Below are 21,801 nucleotides of genomic sequence, written 5' to 3'. Positions count from 1 at the left end.
ACTACATATAGTGAATAGTGGTGGTTGCAGCGATACATATAGCGACCGCATAAGGCACGGTAGTTCGCGGCTTAGCCGCAATTACTCCCCTTATTGCGAAGTGGTTAAACAACAAATACGCGACACTTAACACTCCACCTAACAAAGCCGTTTTTAATAGCAACCAGTACCACTGTTCCAAAGAGGCGTAGGCGCATATTGCTAGCAACTTACTGTCACCAGCCCCAAGCCAACGGTAGTGGAAAGCCACTAATCCAAAGACCACTATCGCGATCCCGGCCAAAAACGAGTGAAGATAAAAAGGCGTAACCGTAACGCCAACGAATAACAACAAAAGCAAACATATATTGGGAACCTTGCGCTGAAAAACATCGTTCAATGCAATAACAAGCAACAAGAATACCGTAATAATTTGCAACAATAAAAAAGAGTTACTCGCCACCAGATCCCATGTTCATACCATCAATGATTGTTTGAAACTTATCTTTTAAAGCACTGATAAATAAGCCATCAGAACCAAAAATTGCCAATATTCCAGCAGCTAACCCTGCGGCCAAAATACCGTATTCTATTGCGGTTGCTCCTTCCTCATCATGCATGTAACGCTTAACTAGCGACATAAAACCATTCATACAATCAATTCCTTCATAAAAAAACATTCACATTTCTTTTGATGTGAGAATTATTATCAATACTGTTGTAAAAATCAATCTCATTTATATAATAAATGCCAGTTTATTGATCATATTTAGATCCATTGATCGTATAAATGTATTTTTTTAGCATTAACCTCTTTTTCCAAGCGAAATAACGAAGGATTTTACAGTCCAACCAATAAGCACCACATTGCGTACATGCGTTATTTCTTGTTTGCTTTGATTTTCGTATAAAGGAATATTCATGCTCTTTAGACAGCTTGTTTTGTCTGCAACAATCGTGCTAGCGATCAGCGGTTGTAGTGACCAACCACAGGGATCAGCGCCAGCCCCCTCTAATGTAGATAATGGTTCTGGCAGCAGTAATCCCTCAGATTCAGATGCCGATTCGGGTACGTCGACCCAGTCAGGCACCGGCGGTACTATCACACCGCCAACGCTACCCAACGGTCGGTCAACTATGACTATTTCCGGCCCTGTATCAGGCAGCCATGAAAACGATGTATACGCATTTAAAGTTTGTTCTGGCCAGGTTTGTGAGCAGTGGCAAAGCACGATGGCTGAAGGGGGATTCGAATACACATTTCAGTTATCGCAATGGCCACTAGACAAAATTGTGACCATAGAAAGCAGCAAATTGGCGCAAGTAGACGCGAATGCGAGCGTTGACGTTCAAGCTGCATCGTACTTTCAAGCGGAACTGGATACGCTGACCAACATTTTGAAAATGGACAGCAACGACGATGGCTATATCGATGAAAAAGAACTACCAACAATCTCACTAGACCCAGTGACAATTGCATTCAATACCGTCGCCAAACACCTGCTGCAAGGTGAGCTCAGTCATTATGGCAACCTACCATATGCGGAAAAAAATGAAGCGGTTCGCCGTTACTTGTCAGACAGTAGCAGGACGACATTAGTTGAGCTCAATGATGAGCAAAAAAGCGCAATAAAGAGCCATATTTCTGATCAATCAACAGAGTGGTCCCCGCGCTTTTTTGGCACCTTTACGTTAGCGCTGACAGATGAACAATGGGCTGGAATCAATGGACCGTTGAGTACGCCACAAGAGCAGCGTGTTGTCGTGCTCAATACTGCCCAACTTCGTACTTTATTCATCCAGGATGGTAATCGTGTCGCGACAAACAATCAGTTCAACCTGAGTGTTGAGCAAGCTTTCGCCGTGCATGGAAAACTTGTTTACAACCAACGTTTGGTGCTTGAGTTGGCTGCGCTATACCAGATGCTTAGCGAACAAAGCGATATAGCGCTACCCATCAGCGGCGCACAAAAACAGGCGCTTGATGAGCAAATCGCATTACTTAATCCCGACCAACAAGAAGCCACAAGATTTGAAGGCAGCTACAGCATCGACGTCGAATCTGACACTCTCGATAAGTTAGGTGTTTTTGACCACCCTAACGGTGAAAAAGCCGTATTGACCTTTAGTGCAGAACAGATGCGTCGCGCGTATCAAGCTTATCAATTAGAGCTAGAAACCAATGATTATCCCAACTACGTCTTTGCGGTTGCGCCAATGCAATGGTCACGGGCTGAACTTTCATTAGAGGAAATAGGTACAAAAATTCTAGAGAAAGCTAAAACCGCTCCTTCTTATACGTTATGGCAGCATTATGAAAACGAAATACTGTCAGCGGATGAGCAACCTGGCATATACAAAGAGCTCACAAAATCCATCCCTGCACAACTTCAAAAGTCTTATCGCTATCAATGGCGGGTGAATGAGTTGGTGATGGCGAATCACAACCATCCACTGAAGCACTCAATTTTGGCGATAGCGCCAGAACGTCAGCTTCAAATCAGTGGCCGTTTTCCGAAAGAATTGGAGCAAGTATCACTGAGTATAATTCTAGGTAGCCGCCACTCTCCGGGTAAAGATTCTGTTTTATACGACGATTCCGGTCGTTACCCTCTTCGCCACCAGCCGGTGAGCTTGATCAGCAGTACTGGACAGCGTCACCACAGCTTAGATTTAAGTGCTGAAAGTAGCTTTGTTACCACCATTGCCTTGCGCGATATCGATAATAACTATGCACGCTGTGCCCCAGGAAAGTTAGACGAGTTTGGCTATGAGTACACTGCCGATGAAATGCAAGACACTCTGACTATCCATCTTCGTGATGAGAAAACGAGTGTGGAACTGCGTTCTGTACTAGGCTCCTTCTGTGAAATTGCCAATCTGGATACACAACAAGGTAACAGTAACGGTGTGCTTGAACACGATGAGTTTCAGCGCCTTAATGTCGGGTATATCAGCACTGCGCAATCCGCAATGTTATTAAAGTCTGGAATATCCTCCGCGGGGAGCCTGGCCTACCTTGTTCCTCAAACCAATGAACAAATCATTGAAAAGTATAATCAAATGCCACGCCAGCAAGTTGAGCTTTTAGCTTCATTTTTAGCGCTGCAGGCCAAAGGCGAACTGTTTAGTTCACTGGTTAATTTATCTGAACGGGCAAATCTATACGAAGATTTACTTGCACTCCTCAATATTGACCTAAGTAAATACCGCGTCAGTGACAGTAATGCCTATCCCACAATAGAAACGCTGTTAAACCATATTGCTTCAAACTACGCTATCGGCCAGGTTCTGATTGAGAATATCGACGTCAATATTTCTCATATAGTTCAAGCAATGACCTCTCTGCTAGGGGATTCAGAACCGGATCAATATTATTTTCCAAGTGGGGTTCGACCAGGTAACTGGGTAACGGTGTATCCAGTCAATAGTTTAGATGCCAGTTGCCAATCGCTAGTCGACGAGAATCAACTACTGGGGTTGCGAATTGAAGGAAGAGGAGAAGATGCGTCAGGTTCTTGGGTGACGATTGGCTGGGATTCTCAACCGGGCGCGTCAAGCTATACATTAGCTTGGGGAGAAGACAGCTTTACTCAGCTTGCTTACGCTCAGAATACTCTACCAACTGAAAAACAACGTGCCACTATATCTGGCCTGGATTTAAACACACAATATTACCTCCGTGTGCAAAGTAACATTGGTAGCCCTAGTGCACAGATGACTTACTCTCCTCGCCGAATCCACACCGCTGATTCAAGAGCAACAAAAGGCTTAGTTGGAGACGATAGTTCACGTGGTCGAGACAATAGTTTTGCTTGTGACCCACTCACGGGAAAAGATGAGAATAGCAACAAGGATGGTTTACTTGGTGCGCGTTACGTCAAGCTCGATCAACAAGGAAAACCTCTTGCTCGTCAGGATTTGAGTTACAACACTCAGCCTTTTGCTTGTGTTTTGGATGCTCACACCGGACTTGTTTGGGAAACAAAACATCGCCGTAAAGAAGAAGATCCGTACTCAGTATACGACAGCGACAACCAGTTCATCATCCAGCCTGTAGAAGAGGCAACCGAATTCAGCGCCACATGCACGGAGCACGGAAGTAACGAAGTTTCTACCAACCCTCATCAGTGTACAGTAGCCAATCAAATCCAGTGGTTCGATAAAGAGAAACGTTGTGGATTAAGTAACTGGCGCTTACCTACTTTGCAGGAGTCCGTCTCCATACTCAATTTCGGTAATCCACGTAAGTTTGGCAAGAATTTACCGGCTAACGTCGACACCCAATACTTTCCAAACATGCAAACCATGTGGCTGGATGCAGAAAACTTAAATAGCACCGAAAACCTAGTATTAAACACCGTCAATTTCGGTACTTATCACAAAAGTATTGGACTTTCTAACTCGCTAATTCTGGTCAGTGATGGCTTTTATCTCGAACAGTAACAAGGACTATAGTGTGAAATATTTAAGTTTAAGCCTAACGTTTTTCGTCGCGTCTGCATTCGCCGCTGAGCCAGAACTACAATGTGGGGCCGACACTGATCTCAACCCAAATAATCGCTTTTCCCACGACGTCTTAGCAACGGATATTGGTGACTATAAGGTAATTAACGACGCAACAACGGGATTGCAATGGAGCTACTGCTTCGTCGGTCAAACATTCGATAGCCAACAAGATGTGTGTTTAGGCGTTCCTACCGTACCTTATGAGCTAAGCGATAGTAATTATAACTCGAACATCCGCCAAGCGAGCATGGACGCCGTTGAGAGTGAAAACCAGCAGCTAGGTACACTCGAGCATCCTTGGCGACTGCCAAATATCAAAGAGTTAATAGGGATTTACAACGAGCAGTGCATACCAGCAAACTATCCAGCGTTCAGTTACGCAATCAACGTATCTCAAAGTGAAATTGAGGATTTAGGCAATACGCCCTATTCAACAGATGAAACGATAATAGGATATCACACAGCAATTTCAGCCAGACAAAAGAGTGCGGTATACCAGAATATGACAATCACGTCGGATACCGTTTTATTGGACCGCGACTATTTACACTACTATACGGTCGACTTCAGCGGATGGGGTTCCTTACTAAACCAATTACGCAGAACAAGCGGTATGTTGAGATTGGTACGAGAAATACCGAAAGAATAATTCAGCGTCGTTCATCACTAAACGAGTGAGAGACAAGTGTTATGACATGCTCAGCCAGCACGGCTGAGCATTTTTTGTATTGAGACTACACCCACTGCCCGGCAACGAAACCTGAGCTCCAACACCACTGGAAGTTGTAGCCGCCTAACCAACCCGTCACATCCATCACTTCGCCGATGAAGGACAATCCTTTGATATTTTTGCACTCCATGGTTTTAGAAGAGAGGTGGTCGGTATCCACGCCACCTAGTGTCACTTCCGCCGTGCGGTAACCTTCTGTACCGTTGGGCGCAACGTTCCAGTTTTCTAAACGCGCGACAATGTCAGCCAGCTCTTTCGGGTTAAATTGCTTCAGTGGCTTGTCGGTTAACTCTTTACGTTCGATCAACACTTCCACCAAGCGCTTTGGCAGGACTTTCGCCAGTGTATTTTTCAGTGATTGATTTGGATGTTTCTCGCGGCTGCGCTCCAGCAGTACGGCAACATCATCATTCGGAACGAGGTTGATAGAAACCTTTTGCCCTGCTCGCCAGAATGAAGATATTTGTAAAACAGAAGGGCCAGACAAGCCTCGGTGAGTGAAAAGCAGCGCTTCTTTGAACATAGTGCCGTCTTCAGCCGTAATTTCTGCCGGCACAGCAATCCCAGACAGGTCTGCGAAGTCTTCTTTGTCTTCTTTGTGCAGCGTAAATGGCACCAAGCCTGCCGTGGTTGAAATGACAGGAAGTCCGAACTGCTCCGCGACTTTATAACCAAATGGCGTCGCGCCCAGTTTTGGCATCGATAGACCACCGGTGGCGATGACCAGTGATTCACACTCAACCACTTCTGTGCCTGCATGCAGTCGGAATCCAGCGTCCTGTTTTTCGATAGAGTGAACATCGCACTGATAGCGCTGCTGAATATTTGGCATATCGCATTCTGCGAGTAACATTTTTACAATGTCTTTGGCTGTGAATGCATCCACACAGAACAGCTGCCCATGGTCACGTTCTTCAAACTCGATTCCGTGCTTGCTGACCATAGCGATGAAATCCCAATTGGTGTATTGAGACAATGCCGATTTTACAAAATGAGGGTTTTGGCATAGGTAGTTATTGGCCGACACATCGTAGTTAGTGAAGTTACAACGGCCACCGCCAGAAATAAGAATTTTACGCCCAGGCTTTTTCGCGTGGTCGAGCACTAATACGCTGCGGCCTCGCTTACCGGCTTCTGCAGCACACATCAAACCCGCAGCGCCTGCGCCAATTACTACTACATCAAATTTCTTACTCATCGGTAACTCTTAGGCTCTATCCAAAATCAAAAACAATAAAAAAGGATGTGCTCAATGCACATCCTTGCTTTGTTCGGGCGACATTCTACCGAGAAATGTTTACCGGGAAAAGCGCTTAAATTCCAAGCACCGAACGAAGGCCTTTTCTTATCCAATTTAAAGGATAAAAGCCGCGAGCAGCGTAACGCCAAGTAATGCAGTTGAAAGGACAAACAGCTCTCTCACACGCTCACACTTGCTCGTGAATACCTCGTCATGGTGATGATGGTACTCTTTGCTTTTGATGTAGTGGAACAAACGCACTTGTTTAGTGACATTTCCATGGGTCGTAAAAAAACCATTACCATCCACTTGCTGGTACAACAACGGATGGGCTTCACGCATGATGTGAATTAAAGAACGAAGAGTGGTCAGATACCGGACCATATTAACTCCGGTTACTACCATTAGCGCAAATAAGATTGTGTCTCCACTGATCATCTTTTCCTCCCTACATCTTCAACAATGCTCAAGAGAAAAAGACGATCACTGCTTGTCTTTTAACCGCTACTTATCGCGCTGGGGAACGCTTTATGCAGCTGGAGCATCCATGATTGAAGATGAACCTTCTTTCGCCATTTGTGCTAGATCTTTATCGATGAAGAACAACGCTTTACCATCTTCACCAACGAGTTCGATCTTATCTAAGATCCCTTTAAACAACTTCTCTTCTTCGTGCTGTTCAGCTACGTACCACTGTAGGAAGTTAAATGTTGAGTAGTCTTGGCTTGTAAATGCTACATGCGCCAACTTATTGATTTGTTCTGTGATCATTTGTTCATGTTCATAAGTCTCACGGAACACATCACCCAAGCTTGCAAAATCATGCTTTGGTGCATCAATCGCGCCTAGAATTGGCATTGAGCCGGTTTCACTTACATAGGTGAATAGGCGTTGCATGTGCTCCATCTCTTCTACCGCATGCTTGCGTAGAAATTCAGCAGCGCCCTCAAAACCTTTATCTTCACACCAAGCACTCATTTGTAAGTATAGATTGGATGAGAAAAATTCTAGATTAATTTGCTCATTCAATTGTTCGACCATAGTTTGAGACAGCATGTTAGCTCCTGTTTATATTCCTGCATTTCATACAACTATAACATGATTAACACATTAAGACTTTCTACCTAGAATATTGATATGAGATCACTTTAGCAAAATTTATTGGGGGTTAGTGCTAATCTGAAACTATACCCAAGTGACTTCAAGATACATTAAGTCAGAGCCTTAGCCCTGGGGTCAGTTCGAGGTTACTTGGGTATATGACCTTACAAGGAGATAGCAATATGAGTTACAAACACATACTTGTGGCAGTAGATCTGTCAGACGACAGTAAAGTGTTGATTAAGAAAGCCGTATCTCTGGCTAAACCTCTGGATGCGAAAGTCTCTTTCATTCACATCGATGTGAACTATGCCGAGCTCTACACCGGGCTTATCGATATCAACATGGCGGAAGCACAGCACCAAGCCATGGAAGCCTCGCGTACTCAACTCGCCAATTTTGCGGAATACGCTGAATACCCGATCACCCATACTTTAGTCGGTAGTGGTGATTTAAGTAATGAGCTTTGCGATACCATTCAGGACTTCAACATTGATTTGGTGGTTTGTGGTCATCATCAGGATTTCTGGAGTAAGATTCTGTCTGCGACACGCCAACTAATTAATCGCTCACCCGTCGATATGCTGGTCATACCGCTAAAAGACTGATTGGCGCGTTAAGAAAACTTGGTTAGACTGCGGACATATTTGTTATTGATAAAAGTTCTCATCCATGGCTTATTTATCTGCAGTCACCCTGCTCTGGGCATTTTCATTTAGCCTGATCGGCGTATATCTCGCTGGTCAGGTTGATTCTTGGTTTTCGGTATTTATGCGTGTGGCGCTCGCCAGCATCGTATTTATTCCATTTCTGAAATTCCGTGGCGTACCTAAATCGCTGATCGCCAAATTGATGATTGTCGGCGGATTTCAGCTCGGTTTGATGTACTGCTTCTACTATCAGTCTTTCTTGCTCCTTTCGGTACCAGAAGTCCTGCTGTTCACGGTTTTCACCCCTATTTACGTCACGCTGATTTATGATTTACTCAAAGGCCGTTTTTCGCCTTGGTATTTAGTCACGGCATTGATTGCGGTTGTCGGTGCGGCTTGGATTAAGTTTGCAGGCATCAATGAAAACTTCCTGCTCGGCTTTTTGGTCGTCCAGGGCGCGAACCTCTGCTTTGCCATCGGTCAGGTGGGTTACAAATACATCATGGAAAGTGAGCCAGTCGACCTGCCTCAGCATACCGTATTTGGTTACTTCTACTTGGGCGCATTGTGCGTGGCAACGGTCGCATTTGCATTGATGGGGAATGTAGACAAGCTGCCAACCACCGCTACTCAGTGGGGCATACTGACCTACCTTGGTTTGATCGCATCAGGCTTTGGTTACTTCGCATGGAACAAAGGCGCAACCTTAGTCAACGCTGGCGCGCTTGCTGTAATGAATAACGCTCTGGTACCGGCGGGCTTAATTGTCAACATCGTGATTTGGAACCGAGATGTCGACATTGTGCGACTGGCCATCGGCGGAGCCATCATTATGTTCTCGCTTTGGGTTAATGAGACCTGGGTGAAAAAACGCGTTGAGATGAGTTACGCAAATAAGTAACAAACCACAGACAATAAAAAACGCTCTCCAAATGGAGAGCGTTTTTGTTTCATTCGATTAATGCACTTTCGCTTGCTGACTTTCACTCATCACAGCCGTTAATGGCGTTGGCAACATCACTTCTAATTTGGCATTGCGTGCCTCTAACTTGCGCTGGCGTTTAAGCAGTTTTTGCTGCTTCTTGGCCAATTTAAGCAACTTCTTCTGTTGCTTGTAATGCTTCTTCAGCGTCTTCTTGGCTTTCTTGAGTGATTTTTTGTCGGCTAAGTCAAATAGGTCTGGCGATTTGAGAGCGACAGGCGGTGTCACTTGAGCAGCCAGTTTTTTCTCTTTTACTCTTTCGACCACACGTTTAACGATCGCCGCTTTTTCTGCGCTTTGCTTTGGCGTCACTGCAATAGGCTCTGCTGGAAGCGCTTCAGCCAACAGCCCACAAGCTTGCTGCTCGTGAAGTGGCTTATCCTGGCAAGCTTGTGGCGGAATAGCCGCTGGCTTGCACAACGTATTTTTAGAAGCAGAAGAACGCGCGCACGAGCGACAGACAAATTTTGGCGCAACCACTAAACGGTGGATATCACCCAGATTGGTTGCGATCTGTTTGCGATTCATTTTACATAAGCGTTTAGCCATACGACGACTCCAAATAGCTAATCATCATTTCATCGACGTGTGAAATAATAATAATTCTTACTTAGATATACCGTCAGTATGCCGAATTAGCAAGTGGAAAATGTCGTTCGTTGTCACGAAAGAAAAGCGGGATCACAGCGCGAAATTTCGCGCTATGGAGTGAAAGAGTTAGGAGTCAAAAAGTTACGCCATTGAGGCTTTAACATAAACGTCGAAGCGGTTCTTTTTCGTCTCTATCGCCATACTTGGTTTTTCGTCATGCAACCAATTGGCGTAATCCGGACGTTTTACCACTACGCGCTTGGTAGCCAGTGCCATTGCGGGCTCTAGCAAGTCATCCGCATCTAAATCAGCGCCAACCAAAGACTGGAATACGCGCATCTCTTTTTTCACTAATGCGGATTTCTTTTTATTCTCCGGATGCGGGTACATTGGGTCGAGGTACACCACATCTGGCTTTACAAAATCGCTGTCCTGCGCCAGTTTTTCTAGCGCATCATGACTTGAAGCGTGGATCAACGACATTCGCTCCGAAACCCAAGCCCCAATTTCTGGGTCTTGTTTTGCACGAGCCAAACCATCATCCAACAGCGCGGCAACCACAGGATGACGCTCTACCATCTGTACCTTGCAGCCCAGAGATGCCAGAACGAACGCATCTCTTCCCAAGCCAGCCGTTCCATCCAGAACCGTTGGCGTTGCGCCTTTGTTTAAGCCAGCCGCTTTTGCGATTGCCTGACCTTTGCCGCCACCGAATTTACGACGATGCCCGACCGCTCCACCAATCAAATCGACAAAAATCGCGCCCAACTTAGGCTCATCTACTTTACGCAGCTCCAAACGTTCAGCAGTTAGTACTAAAGCAAAGTCACTGTCGTCAGAATGGATCAACTGCCAGCGAGCAGCAAGCTCATCAAGATGGGACTGTTGAGACGGGTCTTCACAAATCAATTGCAGTTGCAAAAGGAGGCTCCAATAAAAAATCGCGATAACTGGCGCTGAGTTTACCTCACTACTGGCTTTCTTGCAGTAAATGCGAAGCTGGTTAAAATAAACCCATAACAAAAACCATGGAACGAATCGTATGAATACGAGCATGCCGAAACTCGATGACCTCGATCGCGCAATTTTAAAAACCCTGATGGCCGATGCCAGAACGCCTTATGCGGAAATGGCCAAGCAGTTCGATGTCAGCCCCGCCACGATTCACGTGCGGATTGAGAAAATGAAGTCGGCGGAGATCATCGAGGGAACCGAGGTCATCGTTAATACCAAGAAGCTTGGTTACGATGTGTGTTGTTTTATCGGTATCAACCTTAATGCGGCTCGTGACTATCACTCCGCACTAGAGAAGCTCAACGCGCTCGATGAGGTGGTTGAAGCTTACTACACCACAGGGGCGTACAATATTTTCGTTAAACTGATGTGTAAGTCGATTGAAGAGCTGCAATTTGTCTTGATCGATAAGTTGCAGGCGATTGATGAAGTTCAGTCCACCGAGACGTTAATCTCGTTACAAAACCCTATCAACCGCAACGTAAACCCTTAATTAACTCTAATATCCAAAAAGTATTTCGCACAAAAAAGGCCAACCGGATGGTTGGCCTTTTTGTTAGTTTTTGCGTTTATGCAGCAATGCCTGAATGGCGCAGAAGCGCATCAATTTGTGGTTCACGACCACGGAAGCGTTTGAACAGCTCCATCGGCTCTTCACTGCCGCCCATCTCAAGGATGTTATTCAGGAAGCTTTGGCCTGTGTCTTTGTTAAAGATGCCTTCTTCTTCAAAACGTGAGAAAGCATCTGAAGACAACACTTCTGCCCACAAGTAGCTGTAGTAGCCTGCGCTGTAACCACCAGCAAAAATATGCGCGAAACTGTGCGAGAAACGCGCCCACTCTACCGCAGGAACAACCGCCACTTTCTGCTTCACTTCCGCTAGGGTTTCCAGCACACGCGCGCCCACTTCTGGGTCGTATTCCGTGTGAAGAGTGAAGTCGAACAAGCCGAACTCAAGCTGGCGTAGAATACCCATCGCCGACTGGAAGTTCTTCGCCGCCAGCATCTTGTCCAGCATTGCTTTTGGTAAAGGCTCACCCGTTTCGTAATGACCAGAAATAAACGCCAGCGCTTCTTCTTCCCAACACCAGTTTTCCAGGAACTGACTAGGCAACTCAACCGCATCCCAAGGCACACCGTTGATACCTGATACTGCACCAGTGTCCACTTGCGTCAGCATGTGGTGAATACCATGGCCGAACTCGTGGAATAACGTCACCACTTCATTGTGAGTGAACAGTGCAGGCTTATCGCCAACTGGACGGTTGAAGTTACAAGTCAGGTAAGCGACCGGCGTTTGCAGTTCGCCAGACAGCGTAATACGACGACCACGGCAATCATCCATCCAAGCGCCGCCTCGTTTGTGTTCACGCGCGTAAAGGTCCAGATAGAAGCTGCCACGCAGTGTGCCTTGTGCATCAAAGATATCGAAGAATCGAACCGACTCGTGCCAGGTATCCACACCTTCGCGCTCTTCGACTTTCATGCCAAACACACGGTTTAGGACTTCAAACAGACCACTTACGACCTTAGATTCTGGGAAGTAAGGACGCAGCTCTTCATCTGAGATTTGGAACAGGTGCTGTTTTTGCTTCTCGCTGTAGTATGCGATATCCCACACGTTTAGTTCTTCAACGCCAAACTCGCTCTTCGTGAATTGACGTAGCTCTTCCACCTCACGCTCACCTTGAGGCTTAGCGCGAGTGGCCAAATCGTTCAGGAAGCCTAGCACCTGCTCTGGCGTTTCTGCCATTTTGGTTGCCAGCGACTTCTCACTAAAGGTGTTGAAGCCCAACATACGCGCAATTTCATGACGCAGTTTCAGCTGTTCGATAATGATTTCAGTGTTATCCCACTGGCCTGCATTTGGACCACGATCTGACGCACGAGTCACGTACGCTTCATACACTTCTCTGCGCAGTTCCTGATTGTCACAGTAAGTCATCACAGGCAGGTAAGATGGAATATCCAGCGTGATCAGGTAGCCTTCCAGCTCTTTCGCTTCCGCCGCTGCTTTGGCTGCTGCCAGCGCAGACTCCGGCATACCTGCTAATTCTTTTTCATCAGTAATATGTTTGGTCCAGCCCATTGTCGCATCTAACACGTTGTTAGAGAATTTTGAGCTCAACTCCGACATACGCTTGCTGATTTCACCGTAGCGATGCTGTTCGTCAGATGGCAGGCCGATACCTGACAACTCAAAATCACGCAGTGCATCCGTAATGGTTTTTTGCTGGGCACGAGTCAGCGTTGCAAATTCGTCGCTGGCTTTGATCGATTTGTACGCTTCGTACAGACCTTTGTGTTGACCCACCCAAGTACCGTATTCCGATAAGATTGGCAGACAACTTTCGTACGCTTCACGCAGTGCTTCGCTGTTTACCACTGAATTCATGTGGCCGACAGGTGACCAGATACGGCTTAAACGGTCATCCGTTTCTTCCATCGGTGCAATGATGCTTTCCCAAGTTGGATGCGTGCTTTCTTTTAACACGGCTTCAACTTTGGCGCGGCAATCCGCTATCGCCTGCTCCACCGCAGGTTTAATGTGTTCTGGTTTAATTTGCGAAAACGGAGGCAGGTCCGTAAACGTCAGAAGTGGATTAGACATGAATAATTCCTTTTGTGTTTTGGCTGTGTGACTACCTATAAAATAGGTTCACTCAAGGTACAGGAACGCCAACAACATGGATGGAGGGATATCCGTTCCCTTTCTCTATGCAGCGATGACCACGGTGATCAGCGAGAGCAACTCTGTCCTTGAGTTTCGTTATGCCTAAATGAGGCTAACTCTATTGGAGTACTGGCATTCACTTAGGTTCAATATGTTTAGTAAGTATGGGTGACTTAAAGATATTTCAATAGTGATGAGTTCATTAGTTATACAAAGCCGAAAGCATAGTCTGCATATTGGCTTTAGTTGGGTATATAATGCGCTTAATTATTTTATCTGACATCACAGACCACACTCAGTTACAGAGTGTTTCGAGAGTTTAATTTGTTAAGTTACCGCCACAGCTTCCACGCAGGCAACCATGCTGACGTGGTCAAACACATCGTTCAAAGCCTCATTCTTGATGCGCTGAAACAAAAAGATAAGCCATTCGTTTATCACGATACCCACTCGGGTGTGGGCCGTTACGATCTGACTCACGAGTGGTCTGAAAAAACGGGTGAATACAAACAAGGCATCGCTCGCATTTGGGATAACCCAAACCTTCCTGAAGACATCAAAAGCTACATCGACTCTATCAAAGCACTGAACAATGGAGAGAACCTTCGTTACTACCCAGGTTCACCTCGAGTAGCTCGTGCCCAAATCCGCCCACAAGACCGCATGGTACTGACGGAACTTCACCCTGCCGACCATCCGCTATTGGAGCAAGAGTTCCATCGCGATCGTCAGGTGAGCATCTACAAAGAGGATGGCTTTCAGCGCCTAAAAGCGAGCCTACCGCCGCAAGAACGTCGTGGCTTGGTGCTGATTGACCCACCATACGAGCTAGCAAAAGAGTATCGTGATGTAGTACGCGCTATTCACCAGAGTCACAAGCGCTGGGCAACGGGCATCTACGCTATCTGGTATCCGGTGGTTAACCGCATCGACATTGATGACATGATCGAAGGATTGGAAGCGCTAGGGATTCGTAAGATTCTGCAAATTGAACTTGGCGTCTCTCCTGACACCAACGAGCGCGGCATGACCGCATCAGGCATGATTGTGATTAACCCGCCATGGAAACTGGAAAGCCAGATGAAAGAGATTCTGCCGTTCCTTCAAGAAGCGATTGCACCTGCGACTGGACACTGGAAAGTCGACTGGATCGTACCAGAATAAGACGCTTTGCGTATGAAAGCTCGAAGCGCAACGACGACCTCGTTGCGCTTTTCTTTTGCTCCTCGCAATCCATCAATCCTCATTTTTGTGCCTCTCATCGCTATTTGTCATAAGCATTGTCACTTTTTCCCATTTAGGTATTGGTCAGATTCGATTTATCATAGGCAGACTTCTTAACAAAATGTTGCGGCGATATTGAGTTAACATCTCATCACCCCAATGTATTTGTTAACCAGAAATTCATACGCTCTTGGAGAAAGTAATGGCGACTCATTTTGACTATATCTGTATCGGTGGCGGCAGTGGCGGCATCGCATCTGCAAACCGTGCAGCCATGTACGGCGCGAAAGTAGCGCTAATTGAAGCACAAGACCTTGGTGGCACCTGTGTAAACGTAGGTTGTGTACCAAAGAAAGTGATGTGGCATGGCGCGCAAATCGCAGAAGCAATGAACCTGTACGCGGAAGATTATGGGTTTGATGTCGACGTGAAAGGTTTCGACTGGAGCAAGCTGGTAGAAAGTCGTCAGGCGTACATTGGTCGTATTCACCAATCTTACGACCGTGTTCTAGGCAACAACAAAGTAAATGTAATCAAAGGATTCGCTAAGTTTGTTGACGAAAAAACCGTTGAAGTAAACGGTGAACACTACACGGCCGATCATATCCTGATCGCTGTTGGTGGCCGTCCAACTATTCCAAACATCCCGGGCGCAGAATACGGCATCGATTCAAACGGCTTCTTCGACCTGGCTGAGCAACCAAAACGCGTAGCGGTTGTTGGTGCAGGCTACATCGCAGTTGAAATCGCGGGCGTACTACACGCACTAGGTACAGAAACGCACCTGTTCGTACGTAAAGAATCGCCACTGCGTAGCTTCGATCCAATGATCATCGAAACGTTGGTTGAAGTGATGGACGCAGAAGGTCCAAAACTGCACACCCATTCTGTACCAAAAGAAATCATTAAAGAAGAAGATGGCACTCTGACTCTGCACCTGGAAAATGGTGAAAGCCAAAACGTTGACCAGCTAATCTGGGCAATCGGCCGTCACCCAACAACAGACGCTATCAACCTAGCATCAACTGGCGTTGCAACCAACGACAAAGGCTACATCAAGGTAGACGAATACCAAGAAACCAACGTGAAAGGCATCTACTGTGTAGGTGACATCATGGAAGGTGGTATCGAGCTAACACCTGTAGCAGTGAAAGCAGGTCGTCAGCTTTCTGAGCGTTTGTTCAACAACAAGCCAAACGCGAAGATGGATTACGACCTCGTTCCGACTGTCGTATTCAGCCACCCACCAATCGGTACCATCGGGCTGACTGAGCCAGAAGCGATTGCGAAGTACGGCGAAGACAACGTGAAAGTGTACACATCAGGCTTCACGGCAATGTACACCGCAGTCACTAAGCACCGTCAACCATGTAAGATGAAGCTGGTATGTGCTGGTGAAGAAGAAACGGTAGTCGGCCTGCACGGCATCGGTTTCACGGTAGACGAAATGATTCAGGGCTTCGGCGTAGCAATGAAGATGGGTGCAACTAAAGCAGACTTCGACTCTGTTGTAGCAATCCACCCAACGGGCTCGGAAGAGTTCGTGACCATGAGATAGTGTAAAAGCCTTTTACAACATCTCTGCCTAACATAATTATCCCCGAGCTTGCTCGGGGATAATTGTTTAGAACGTTAGCGCATAAAAGAGGCTCAGCTTAATTATTAATTTGTCCGTTTGTAAATGTGACACTCTTCCAGTCGTTGACGACAAATTCGTCAAGTTATCACTATTCATTAGATAACTTGCTGTTATAAGGCAGCAAACTCCTTTTTTAGCTGCGTAAACGCTTCTACCTGATTCGGGAAAAGTTGACGCTTTTTATCTCTTCCTAAGTACACTTTAAAAATACAATTACCTTCCGCATCAAAAAAACCAATATAGTGACTTTCCAAGCCACGGAATGATTTACTAACTAATGCGATATGTTCCATTAGATCCAAACGTAAATGACCATGCAGTTCGCCCTCTCTGCCCATCAAGTTATAGTAACCGTGTGCTTGTTTACCTTTAGGAAAATTAGCTTTGGTTTCAAATATTGAACCGAAGGAGTGAACAATCGTAGTAACGCTCCCCCATTCCGGTAACTGTTCTAAAATGACTTGGGCATGTTCTCCAGCAACGCGTGTGACCATCTCTTCAGGTAGTGCAAACGTAATCGCTCCCTCATTCAAACCCAATTGCTCAGACATACTTGCTACTGGGACTGTTGCATCTTCTAACAATGCGGCGGCAACTTTTTGTTTTACTTCTGCTTCAGAACAAGTGGTGTACATGTTTATTCCTAATTACTTCTCTATATTCAATAACACTCAAAGGGCAATGAATGCTCCATTGATAAAATTTCAATACAAAACCACTCAGAATGATAACCACCAAAAATATAAACACAAATAACATTCAGTATCATTATATTTCAATTTTAGAACAATGAAGAGCTTGATTAATTGGAGAAAGGGAGTGGTATCTTTGCGAATACAGTTAACGTAATGACAGCCGCCAATGGCGGAGAAAAAGAGTTTTTGAGAGAAAGATCTTGTCGAGGAGAGGTTTGATAAAAAGGGCCACTCAAGGCCCTTTCGCATTACCGATACACAGTAAAGAGTGATAGAACGAAGCTCGCTTATGAATTAACCGCGCGAACCAGTTCAGCCAAGCCTTCCCAGTCGCCATCATCCATCAGTTTCGTTGGTACCATCCAGGTACCGCCACATGCGATCACCGACTTAAGTGAAAGGTAATCTTCTACGTTAGAAGGGCTAACACCACCCGTTGGCATAAAGTTTACTGGGTAAACCGCTGTTAGCGCTTTTAGCATGTTCACGCCACCCGATGGCTCTGCCGGGAAAAACTTAAGAGTGCGTAGGCCCATTTCCATCGCTTGCTCAACCAAGCTTGGGTTGTTCACACCCGGTACAATCGCGATATTACGCTGCTGACAGTATTTCACTGTCGTTGGGTTAAAGCCCGGGCTAACGATAAAGTCCGCACCCGCATCAATAGCAAGATCAACCTGCTCGGTCGTCAGTACTGTGCCTGCACCAATTAGCAGGTCTGGATACGCTTCGCGCATAATACGAATTGATTCTGCCGCCGCTTCGGTACGGAAAGTCACTTCGGCACATGGCAGGCCGTTTTCTACTAACACTTTCGCCAGTGGCAGTGCGTGAGCGACATCGTTAATAGCGATAACTGGGACGATTTTGATTTCTTTTAATCGTTGTTCAAGAGTTGTCATGGGTAACCTCTAAAGAATAAAGCTTAATGTTGCGACGATAATAAACGCGATACCGCCAAGTAACGTTTCCATTACCGTCCAAGTTTTTAATGTGGTTTTTTCATCCATCTCCAGCAAGCGAGAAACCAACCAGAAACCAGAGTCGTTGAAGTGTGAAAGCACTGTTGCACCACCAGCAATTGCAATCACGATAAAGCATAGATCAAGCTCGCTTAAACCAGTGGACGCAGCCACAACAGGCGAAATAAGAGCGGCAGTTGTCGTCAGTGCCACGGTTGCAGAGCCTTGGGCAACGCGCAGGCAGGTTGAGATAACAAATGCCGCAACAATAACAGGCATACCAGTATTGGTTAATACACCAGCAAGTGCATCACCAATCCCACTTGAACGCAACACACCGCCGAACATGCCGCCTGCGCCTGTCACCAGAATAACACCACAAATCGGTGCCAGTGACTCACCACACAGTTTTTCTAGCTTCGCCATACCGTAGTCTTTAGCAAATACAACAAGACAAACCGTCAGCGTGATCAGTAGCGCTACCGGGGTTTTACCCAGCATACGCAGGAACGAAACCAGTGATGAATCGCCATCAATAACTCCAGCAACCGCAAGCGTGTTAAGAACCGTGTCTAAACAGATGAGCAAAACTGGCAGGATAAGCAGCGTCATTACCGTCGCAAATTTTGGCGCTTTGCTTTCATCTGCGAACGCATCACGGTCAAAGAATGCTGTGGAAAGTGGAATCTCAAACTTCTTACCAGCATAAAGGCCAAATAAGTAAGCACCAAGATACCAAGTCGGAATCGCGACTAAAATGCCGACCACTAACAGCAGGCCAATGTTGGCACCAAGAAAGTCTGCTGCGGCAACCGGACCTGGGTGCGGGGGAACAAACGCATGCATAACGGCAAACGCACCTGCGGCTGGTAAAGCGTATTTAAGTGGTGAGCCACCGAATCGAGCCGCGACGCTCAGGATGATTGGCATCATCACAACTAAACCCGCATCGAAAAAAATTGGGAAGCCAAACATCAACGACGCCACGCCGAGTGCAAGTGGTGCACGCTTTTCACCAAAGCGGCCAATCAAAGTGTCTGCCAGTACTTTCGCACCACCAGTCACTTCTAAAATTTTACCGATCATCGCACCAAGACCAACCAGCAAAGCAACCGAAGCTAACGTGCCTCCGAAGCCACTCATCATGGTGGGTACGACCTTGTCAGTCGATACGCCCGTGGCGATTGCCGTCCCCAAACTCACCATAGTCAGGGATGCAAAAGCATGGACTTTTAATTTAATGATTAGAACGAGTAACGCTGCAATAGCAAGGCCTGCAATCGTTAGTAAGTATGTAGGATCTGGGGCTTGGGCTAGCTGCTCCATAGGTTCACCTTTAAGAATTATAGTTTGTGTTTTGGTTCACATTTATTTAAGTTACCGGTAACATGTTACCGATAACATGAATAAGATAAACCCATATTTTAAAGTGAATTCAAAAATTGAGATCACGCGCAACTTTAGTTATGAGGATAAGTTATGGCTGGTAGTAGTGTCATCGTTATGGGCGTTTGTGCGAGTGGAAAAAGTACAATCGGCGAGCAACTAGCGAAAAAGCTAGGACGAAAATTCATTGATGGTGATGATCTTCACCCACGAGCGAACATCCAGAAAATGGCATCAGGCCAGCCTCTGAACGATGACGATCGCAAGCCATGGCTAGAACGTATCCGTGATGCCGCATACAGCCTGGAAAGTAAAAACGAACACGGCGTGATCGTCTGTTCGGCTCTAAAAAAGATCTACCGCGATCAAATCCGAGAAGGCAACAACAACGTGACTTTCCTGTTTTTGGATGGCGACATGGAATTGATCCTTAATCGCATGCGTCTTCGTCAAGGCCACTTCATGAAAGAAAACATGGTGAAAAGCCAGTTTGAAACCCTTGAGCGCCCAGATAATGAACCGCAAACCCTAGTGGTAAGCATTGAAGGTGACATCAGTGGTGTTGTGGAGCGCTCTGCAGCAGAACTCTTAAAACAGCAACCGGTTGAGGAGGCATCATGACCCACTCCGTTATTCTCAATGTAACCGAACGTCTTATCGAACGAAGCCGTGAAGCTCGCGCCGAATTTTTAGCACATACTCGTCTTCAGTCGGAAGCGGGTAAAGGTCGTACCGGTTTATCCTGTGGGAACCTAGCGCATGCGGTGGCTGCGTCATGTTCTTCCGAGAAAGAAAATATTCTCAACTTTACACAGTCTAATATCGCGCTCATCAGTGCCTACAATGACATGTTGAGTGCCCACCAGCCTTACCAAGAATACCCGACGCAAATTAAACAAGTACTGGCGCAATATGGGCACACCGCTCAAGTAGCAGGCTGCGTACCCGCCATGTGCGACGGCGTGACTCAAGGTCAGCCTGGCATGGATATGTCGCTATTTTCTCGTGACTTGATTGCTCAATCGACGGCGTTATCTCTGAGTCATAATGTTTTTGACGCTACCCTGCTGCTTGGTATCTGCGACAAAATCGCACCAGGACAACTAATGGGCGCGCTCTCTTACGCTCACCTGCCAACGGCCTTTGTACCTGCTGGTTTAATGGCAACCGGCATCAGCAACGAAGAAAAAGTCGATGTACGCCAAAAATACGCGGCAGGCGAAGTAGGCAAAGAAGCGCTGCTGGACATGGAGTGCCGTGCTTATCACTCTCCTGGCACCTGCACTTTCTACGGCACCGCAAATACCAACCAACTGGTCTTTGAAGCCATGGGCCTAATGCTACCGGGCTCTGCGTTTATCCACCCGCATAGTGAACTACGTAAAGCGTTAACAGACCACGCGGCACTGAAGATAGCGTCCATGACTGCAGGCTCCAGCAATTTCCGTCCTCTGGCTGAAGTGGTAACGGAAAAGAGCCTAATCAACGGTATCATTGCGCTGCTGGCATCTGGCGGCAGTACTAACCACACCATTCATATGGTCGCCGTCGCTCGCGCAGCAGGGATCTTGCTCACCTGGCAAGACATCAGTGACTTGTCCGAAGTGGTGCCTCTTCTGGCGCGTGTTTATCCAAACGGTCCGGCGGATATGAATGCATTTCAGGCCGCTGGCGGCGTTCCAGCCTTGTTGCATCGACTGAATAAATCTGAGCTACTGCACCGCGATGTAAAACCGGTTTTCGGAGAGTTCTCTGATCAGATGACGATTCCATCTCTGAACAATGACCAGTTGGTATGGACAGCCTGTCAGCGAAGCCTGGATGGCGATGTCATCGCTGCCCCGGAAGCAGTATTCCAAAACACTGGTGGTACACGTGTTTTAGATGGCAATTTAGGTAAAGCGGTCGTGAAAGTCTCGGCAGTAACAGAAGAACAGCGCATTATCGAAGCACCTGCTGTGGTTTTCCAGTGTCAGCATGAAGTAGAAGCGGCATACAAACGAGGTGAGCTCAACAAAGACTGCATTGTCGTTGTAACGCACAACGGTCCAGCTGCGAACGGCATGCCAGAGCTGCATAAGTTGATGCCAATATTAGGTAATGTGCAAAAAATGGGCTTTAAAGTTGCGTTGGTTACCGATGGCCGTTTGTCAGGCGCATCCGGCAAAATTCCATCCGCGATCCATGTCTCACCTGAAGCGATTCGCGGTGGTGCAATAGGTTTAGTCCGTGATGGTGATGTTATTCGCGTGGATTGCCAAACGGGTGAGCTGAACAACTTAACCGACACCAGTGGACGTGAAGTCATTCAGCTTGATACTGAGTCAACCCAGAAAACATGGGGACGTGGATTTTTCGAAGTGATCCGCCACAACGTTTCCAGTGCAGATCAGGGCGCGAGCTTTATTGTTTAGGGCGTAAAAA

Annotated in this window: 20 protein-coding genes; 9 read left to right on the top strand and 11 right to left on the bottom strand. The window is 46.5% G+C overall.

The features are described from left to right. Position 1: 1 nt before the first annotated feature. Together VEJY3_RS00380 and VEJY3_RS00375 are read right to left on the bottom strand one after the other, a co-directional pair. Complete coding sequence (locus VEJY3_RS00380; RefSeq protein WP_014230478.1) at positions 2 to 442, bottom strand: prepilin peptidase; 441 nt, start codon at positions 440 to 442, stop codon at positions 2 to 4. Beyond that, positions 432 to 659 (bottom strand): Flp family type IVb pilin, encoded by a 228-nt coding sequence (locus tag VEJY3_RS00375; protein WP_014230477.1) that lies wholly within the window; start codon positions 657 to 659, stop codon positions 432 to 434. Before VEJY3_RS00375 ends, VEJY3_RS00380 begins: the two co-directional genes overlap by 11 nt. 241 nt (positions 660 to 900) lie before the next feature. Between VEJY3_RS00375 and VEJY3_RS00370 the strand changes: the two genes are divergently transcribed. Beyond that, positions 901 to 4,425, top strand: a complete 3,525-nt coding sequence (locus VEJY3_RS00370; protein ID WP_014230476.1) for a DUF1566 domain-containing protein — start codon at positions 901 to 903, stop codon at positions 4,423 to 4,425. Between the two features lie 13 nt (positions 4,426 to 4,438). Continuing rightward, positions 4,439 to 5,137 carry a DUF1566 domain-containing protein gene (locus tag VEJY3_RS00365; RefSeq protein WP_014230475.1) on the top strand — a complete coding sequence of 233 codons (699 nt, stop codon included), beginning with the start codon at positions 4,439 to 4,441 and terminating at the stop codon, positions 5,135 to 5,137. An 85-nt stretch (positions 5,138 to 5,222) separates the two neighbouring features. Here the strand turns inward: VEJY3_RS00365 and VEJY3_RS00360 are convergent, their stop codons facing one another. From VEJY3_RS00360 to ftnA, 3 genes are all read right to left on the bottom strand, one after another. Further along, positions 5,223 to 6,416 carry an NAD(P)/FAD-dependent oxidoreductase gene (locus VEJY3_RS00360; RefSeq protein WP_014230474.1) on the bottom strand — a complete coding sequence of 398 codons (1,194 nt, stop codon included), beginning with the start codon at positions 6,414 to 6,416 and terminating at the stop codon, positions 5,223 to 5,225. Positions 6,417 to 6,572: 156 nt separating this feature from the next. Then, complete coding sequence (gene uspB / locus VEJY3_RS00355) at positions 6,573 to 6,896, bottom strand: universal stress protein UspB (protein ID WP_014230473.1); 324 nt, start codon at positions 6,894 to 6,896, stop codon at positions 6,573 to 6,575. A 90-nt stretch (positions 6,897 to 6,986) separates the two neighbouring features. Then, a complete protein-coding gene (gene ftnA, locus VEJY3_RS00350) occupies positions 6,987 to 7,514 on the bottom strand; it encodes a non-heme ferritin (protein ID WP_014230472.1) in 528 nt (175 codons plus the stop codon). A gap of 227 nt (positions 7,515 to 7,741) precedes the next feature. Between ftnA and uspA the strand changes: the two genes are divergently transcribed. Both uspA and VEJY3_RS00340 read left to right on the top strand, forming a co-directional pair. Beyond that, positions 7,742 to 8,167, top strand: coding sequence for a universal stress protein UspA (gene uspA / locus VEJY3_RS00345; RefSeq protein ID WP_014230471.1), 426 nt, complete (start codon positions 7,742 to 7,744; stop codon positions 8,165 to 8,167). A gap of 64 nt (positions 8,168 to 8,231) precedes the next feature. After that, positions 8,232 to 9,110: a carboxylate/amino acid/amine transporter gene (locus VEJY3_RS00340; RefSeq protein WP_014230470.1), complete on the top strand. Its 879-nt coding sequence runs from the start codon at positions 8,232 to 8,234 to the stop codon at positions 9,108 to 9,110. A gap of 57 nt (positions 9,111 to 9,167) precedes the next feature. On the opposite strand, the gene VEJY3_RS00335 is transcribed toward VEJY3_RS00340, so the two are convergent. After that, the gene (locus VEJY3_RS00335; protein ID WP_014230469.1) at positions 9,168 to 9,740 is read right to left on the bottom strand and encodes a hypothetical protein; all 573 of its coding nucleotides are present in this window, start codon (positions 9,738 to 9,740) and stop codon (positions 9,168 to 9,170) included. A gap of 183 nt (positions 9,741 to 9,923) precedes the next feature. Beyond that, positions 9,924 to 10,703 (bottom strand): class I SAM-dependent methyltransferase, encoded by a 780-nt coding sequence (locus VEJY3_RS00330; protein WP_014230468.1) that lies wholly within the window; start codon positions 10,701 to 10,703, stop codon positions 9,924 to 9,926. 121 nt (positions 10,704 to 10,824) lie between these two features. Here VEJY3_RS00330 and asnC point away from each other — a divergent pair, with 121 nt between their 5' ends. Then, positions 10,825 to 11,289, top strand: coding sequence for a transcriptional regulator AsnC (gene asnC, locus VEJY3_RS00325; RefSeq protein ID WP_024372756.1), 465 nt, complete (start codon positions 10,825 to 10,827; stop codon positions 11,287 to 11,289). A 76-nt stretch (positions 11,290 to 11,365) separates the two neighbouring features. Here the strand turns inward: asnC and prlC are convergent, their stop codons facing one another. Then, a complete protein-coding gene (prlC, locus tag VEJY3_RS00320; protein ID WP_014230466.1) occupies positions 11,366 to 13,408 on the bottom strand; it encodes an oligopeptidase A in 2,043 nt (680 codons plus the stop codon). A gap of 387 nt (positions 13,409 to 13,795) precedes the next feature. Between prlC and VEJY3_RS00315 the strand changes: the two genes are divergently transcribed. Together VEJY3_RS00315 and gorA are read left to right on the top strand one after the other, a co-directional pair. After that, positions 13,796 to 14,635: a 23S rRNA (adenine(2030)-N(6))-methyltransferase RlmJ gene (locus tag VEJY3_RS00315; protein WP_014230465.1), complete on the top strand. Its 840-nt coding sequence runs from the start codon at positions 13,796 to 13,798 to the stop codon at positions 14,633 to 14,635. A 262-nt stretch (positions 14,636 to 14,897) separates the two neighbouring features. Then, positions 14,898 to 16,253: a glutathione-disulfide reductase gene (gene gorA, locus VEJY3_RS00310; RefSeq protein ID WP_014230464.1), complete on the top strand. Its 1,356-nt coding sequence runs from the start codon at positions 14,898 to 14,900 to the stop codon at positions 16,251 to 16,253. A gap of 191 nt (positions 16,254 to 16,444) precedes the next feature. Here gorA and hutX read toward each other — a convergent pair whose 3' ends face one another. From hutX to VEJY3_RS00295, 3 genes are all read right to left on the bottom strand, one after another. Then, complete coding sequence (gene hutX / locus VEJY3_RS00305; RefSeq protein WP_014230463.1) at positions 16,445 to 16,969, bottom strand: heme utilization cystosolic carrier protein HutX; 525 nt, start codon at positions 16,967 to 16,969, stop codon at positions 16,445 to 16,447. A gap of 347 nt (positions 16,970 to 17,316) precedes the next feature. Next, on the bottom strand, positions 17,317 to 17,931 hold the full coding sequence (locus tag VEJY3_RS00300) for a bifunctional 4-hydroxy-2-oxoglutarate aldolase/2-dehydro-3-deoxy-phosphogluconate aldolase (RefSeq protein WP_014230462.1): 615 nt from the start codon (positions 17,929 to 17,931) through the stop codon (positions 17,317 to 17,319). A gap of 9 nt (positions 17,932 to 17,940) precedes the next feature. Next, positions 17,941 to 19,317, bottom strand: coding sequence for a GntP family permease (locus VEJY3_RS00295; protein WP_014230461.1), 1,377 nt, complete (start codon positions 19,315 to 19,317; stop codon positions 17,941 to 17,943). Between the two features lie 153 nt (positions 19,318 to 19,470). Here VEJY3_RS00295 and VEJY3_RS00290 point away from each other — a divergent pair, with 153 nt between their 5' ends. Both VEJY3_RS00290 and edd read left to right on the top strand, forming a co-directional pair. After that, positions 19,471 to 19,998, top strand: coding sequence for a gluconokinase (locus tag VEJY3_RS00290; protein ID WP_014230460.1), 528 nt, complete (start codon positions 19,471 to 19,473; stop codon positions 19,996 to 19,998). Then, complete coding sequence (edd, locus tag VEJY3_RS00285; protein ID WP_014230459.1) at positions 19,995 to 21,791, top strand: phosphogluconate dehydratase; 1,797 nt, start codon at positions 19,995 to 19,997, stop codon at positions 21,789 to 21,791. The genes VEJY3_RS00290 and edd overlap by 4 nt, the downstream gene beginning before the upstream one ends. Positions 21,792 to 21,801 lie beyond the last annotated feature (10 nt).

This window comes from Vibrio sp. EJY3 (assembly GCF_000241385.1).
In the GTDB taxonomy this organism is placed as follows: domain Bacteria; phylum Pseudomonadota; class Gammaproteobacteria; order Enterobacterales; family Vibrionaceae; genus Vibrio; species Vibrio natriegens.
Note: the sequence above shows the minus strand (reverse complement) of the source record. Positions and strands in the feature narration are given on the sequence as shown.

Coding starts and splice junctions, on each gene's coding strand:
- VEJY3_RS00375 (WP_014230477.1), bottom strand. CDS start 659: ATGTTTTTTTATGAAGGAATTGATTGTATGAATGGTTTTATGTCGCTA.
- VEJY3_RS00370 (WP_014230476.1), top strand. CDS start 901: ATGCTCTTTAGACAGCTTGTTTTGTCTGCAACAATCGTGCTAGCGATC.
- VEJY3_RS00360 (WP_014230474.1), bottom strand. CDS start 6,416: ATGAGTAAGAAATTTGATGTAGTAGTAATTGGCGCAGGCGCTGCGGGT.
- uspB (WP_014230473.1), bottom strand. CDS start 6,896: ATGATCAGTGGAGACACAATCTTATTTGCGCTAATGGTAGTAACCGGA.
- ftnA (WP_014230472.1), bottom strand. CDS start 7,514: ATGCTGTCTCAAACTATGGTCGAACAATTGAATGAGCAAATTAATCTA.
- uspA (WP_014230471.1), top strand. CDS start 7,742: ATGAGTTACAAACACATACTTGTGGCAGTAGATCTGTCAGACGACAGT.
- VEJY3_RS00340 (WP_014230470.1), top strand. CDS start 8,232: ATGGCTTATTTATCTGCAGTCACCCTGCTCTGGGCATTTTCATTTAGC.
- VEJY3_RS00335 (WP_014230469.1), bottom strand. CDS start 9,740: ATGGCTAAACGCTTATGTAAAATGAATCGCAAACAGATCGCAACCAAT.
- asnC (WP_024372756.1), top strand. CDS start 10,825: ATGAATACGAGCATGCCGAAACTCGATGACCTCGATCGCGCAATTTTA.
- prlC (WP_014230466.1), bottom strand. CDS start 13,408: ATGTCTAATCCACTTCTGACGTTTACGGACCTGCCTCCGTTTTCGCAA.
- gorA (WP_014230464.1), top strand. CDS start 14,898: ATGGCGACTCATTTTGACTATATCTGTATCGGTGGCGGCAGTGGCGGC.
- hutX (WP_014230463.1), bottom strand. CDS start 16,969: ATGTACACCACTTGTTCTGAAGCAGAAGTAAAACAAAAAGTTGCCGCC.
- VEJY3_RS00300 (WP_014230462.1), bottom strand. CDS start 17,931: ATGACAACTCTTGAACAACGATTAAAAGAAATCAAAATCGTCCCAGTT.
- VEJY3_RS00295 (WP_014230461.1), bottom strand. CDS start 19,317: ATGGAGCAGCTAGCCCAAGCCCCAGATCCTACATACTTACTAACGATT.
- VEJY3_RS00290 (WP_014230460.1), top strand. CDS start 19,471: ATGGCTGGTAGTAGTGTCATCGTTATGGGCGTTTGTGCGAGTGGAAAA.
- edd (WP_014230459.1), top strand. CDS start 19,995: ATGACCCACTCCGTTATTCTCAATGTAACCGAACGTCTTATCGAACGA.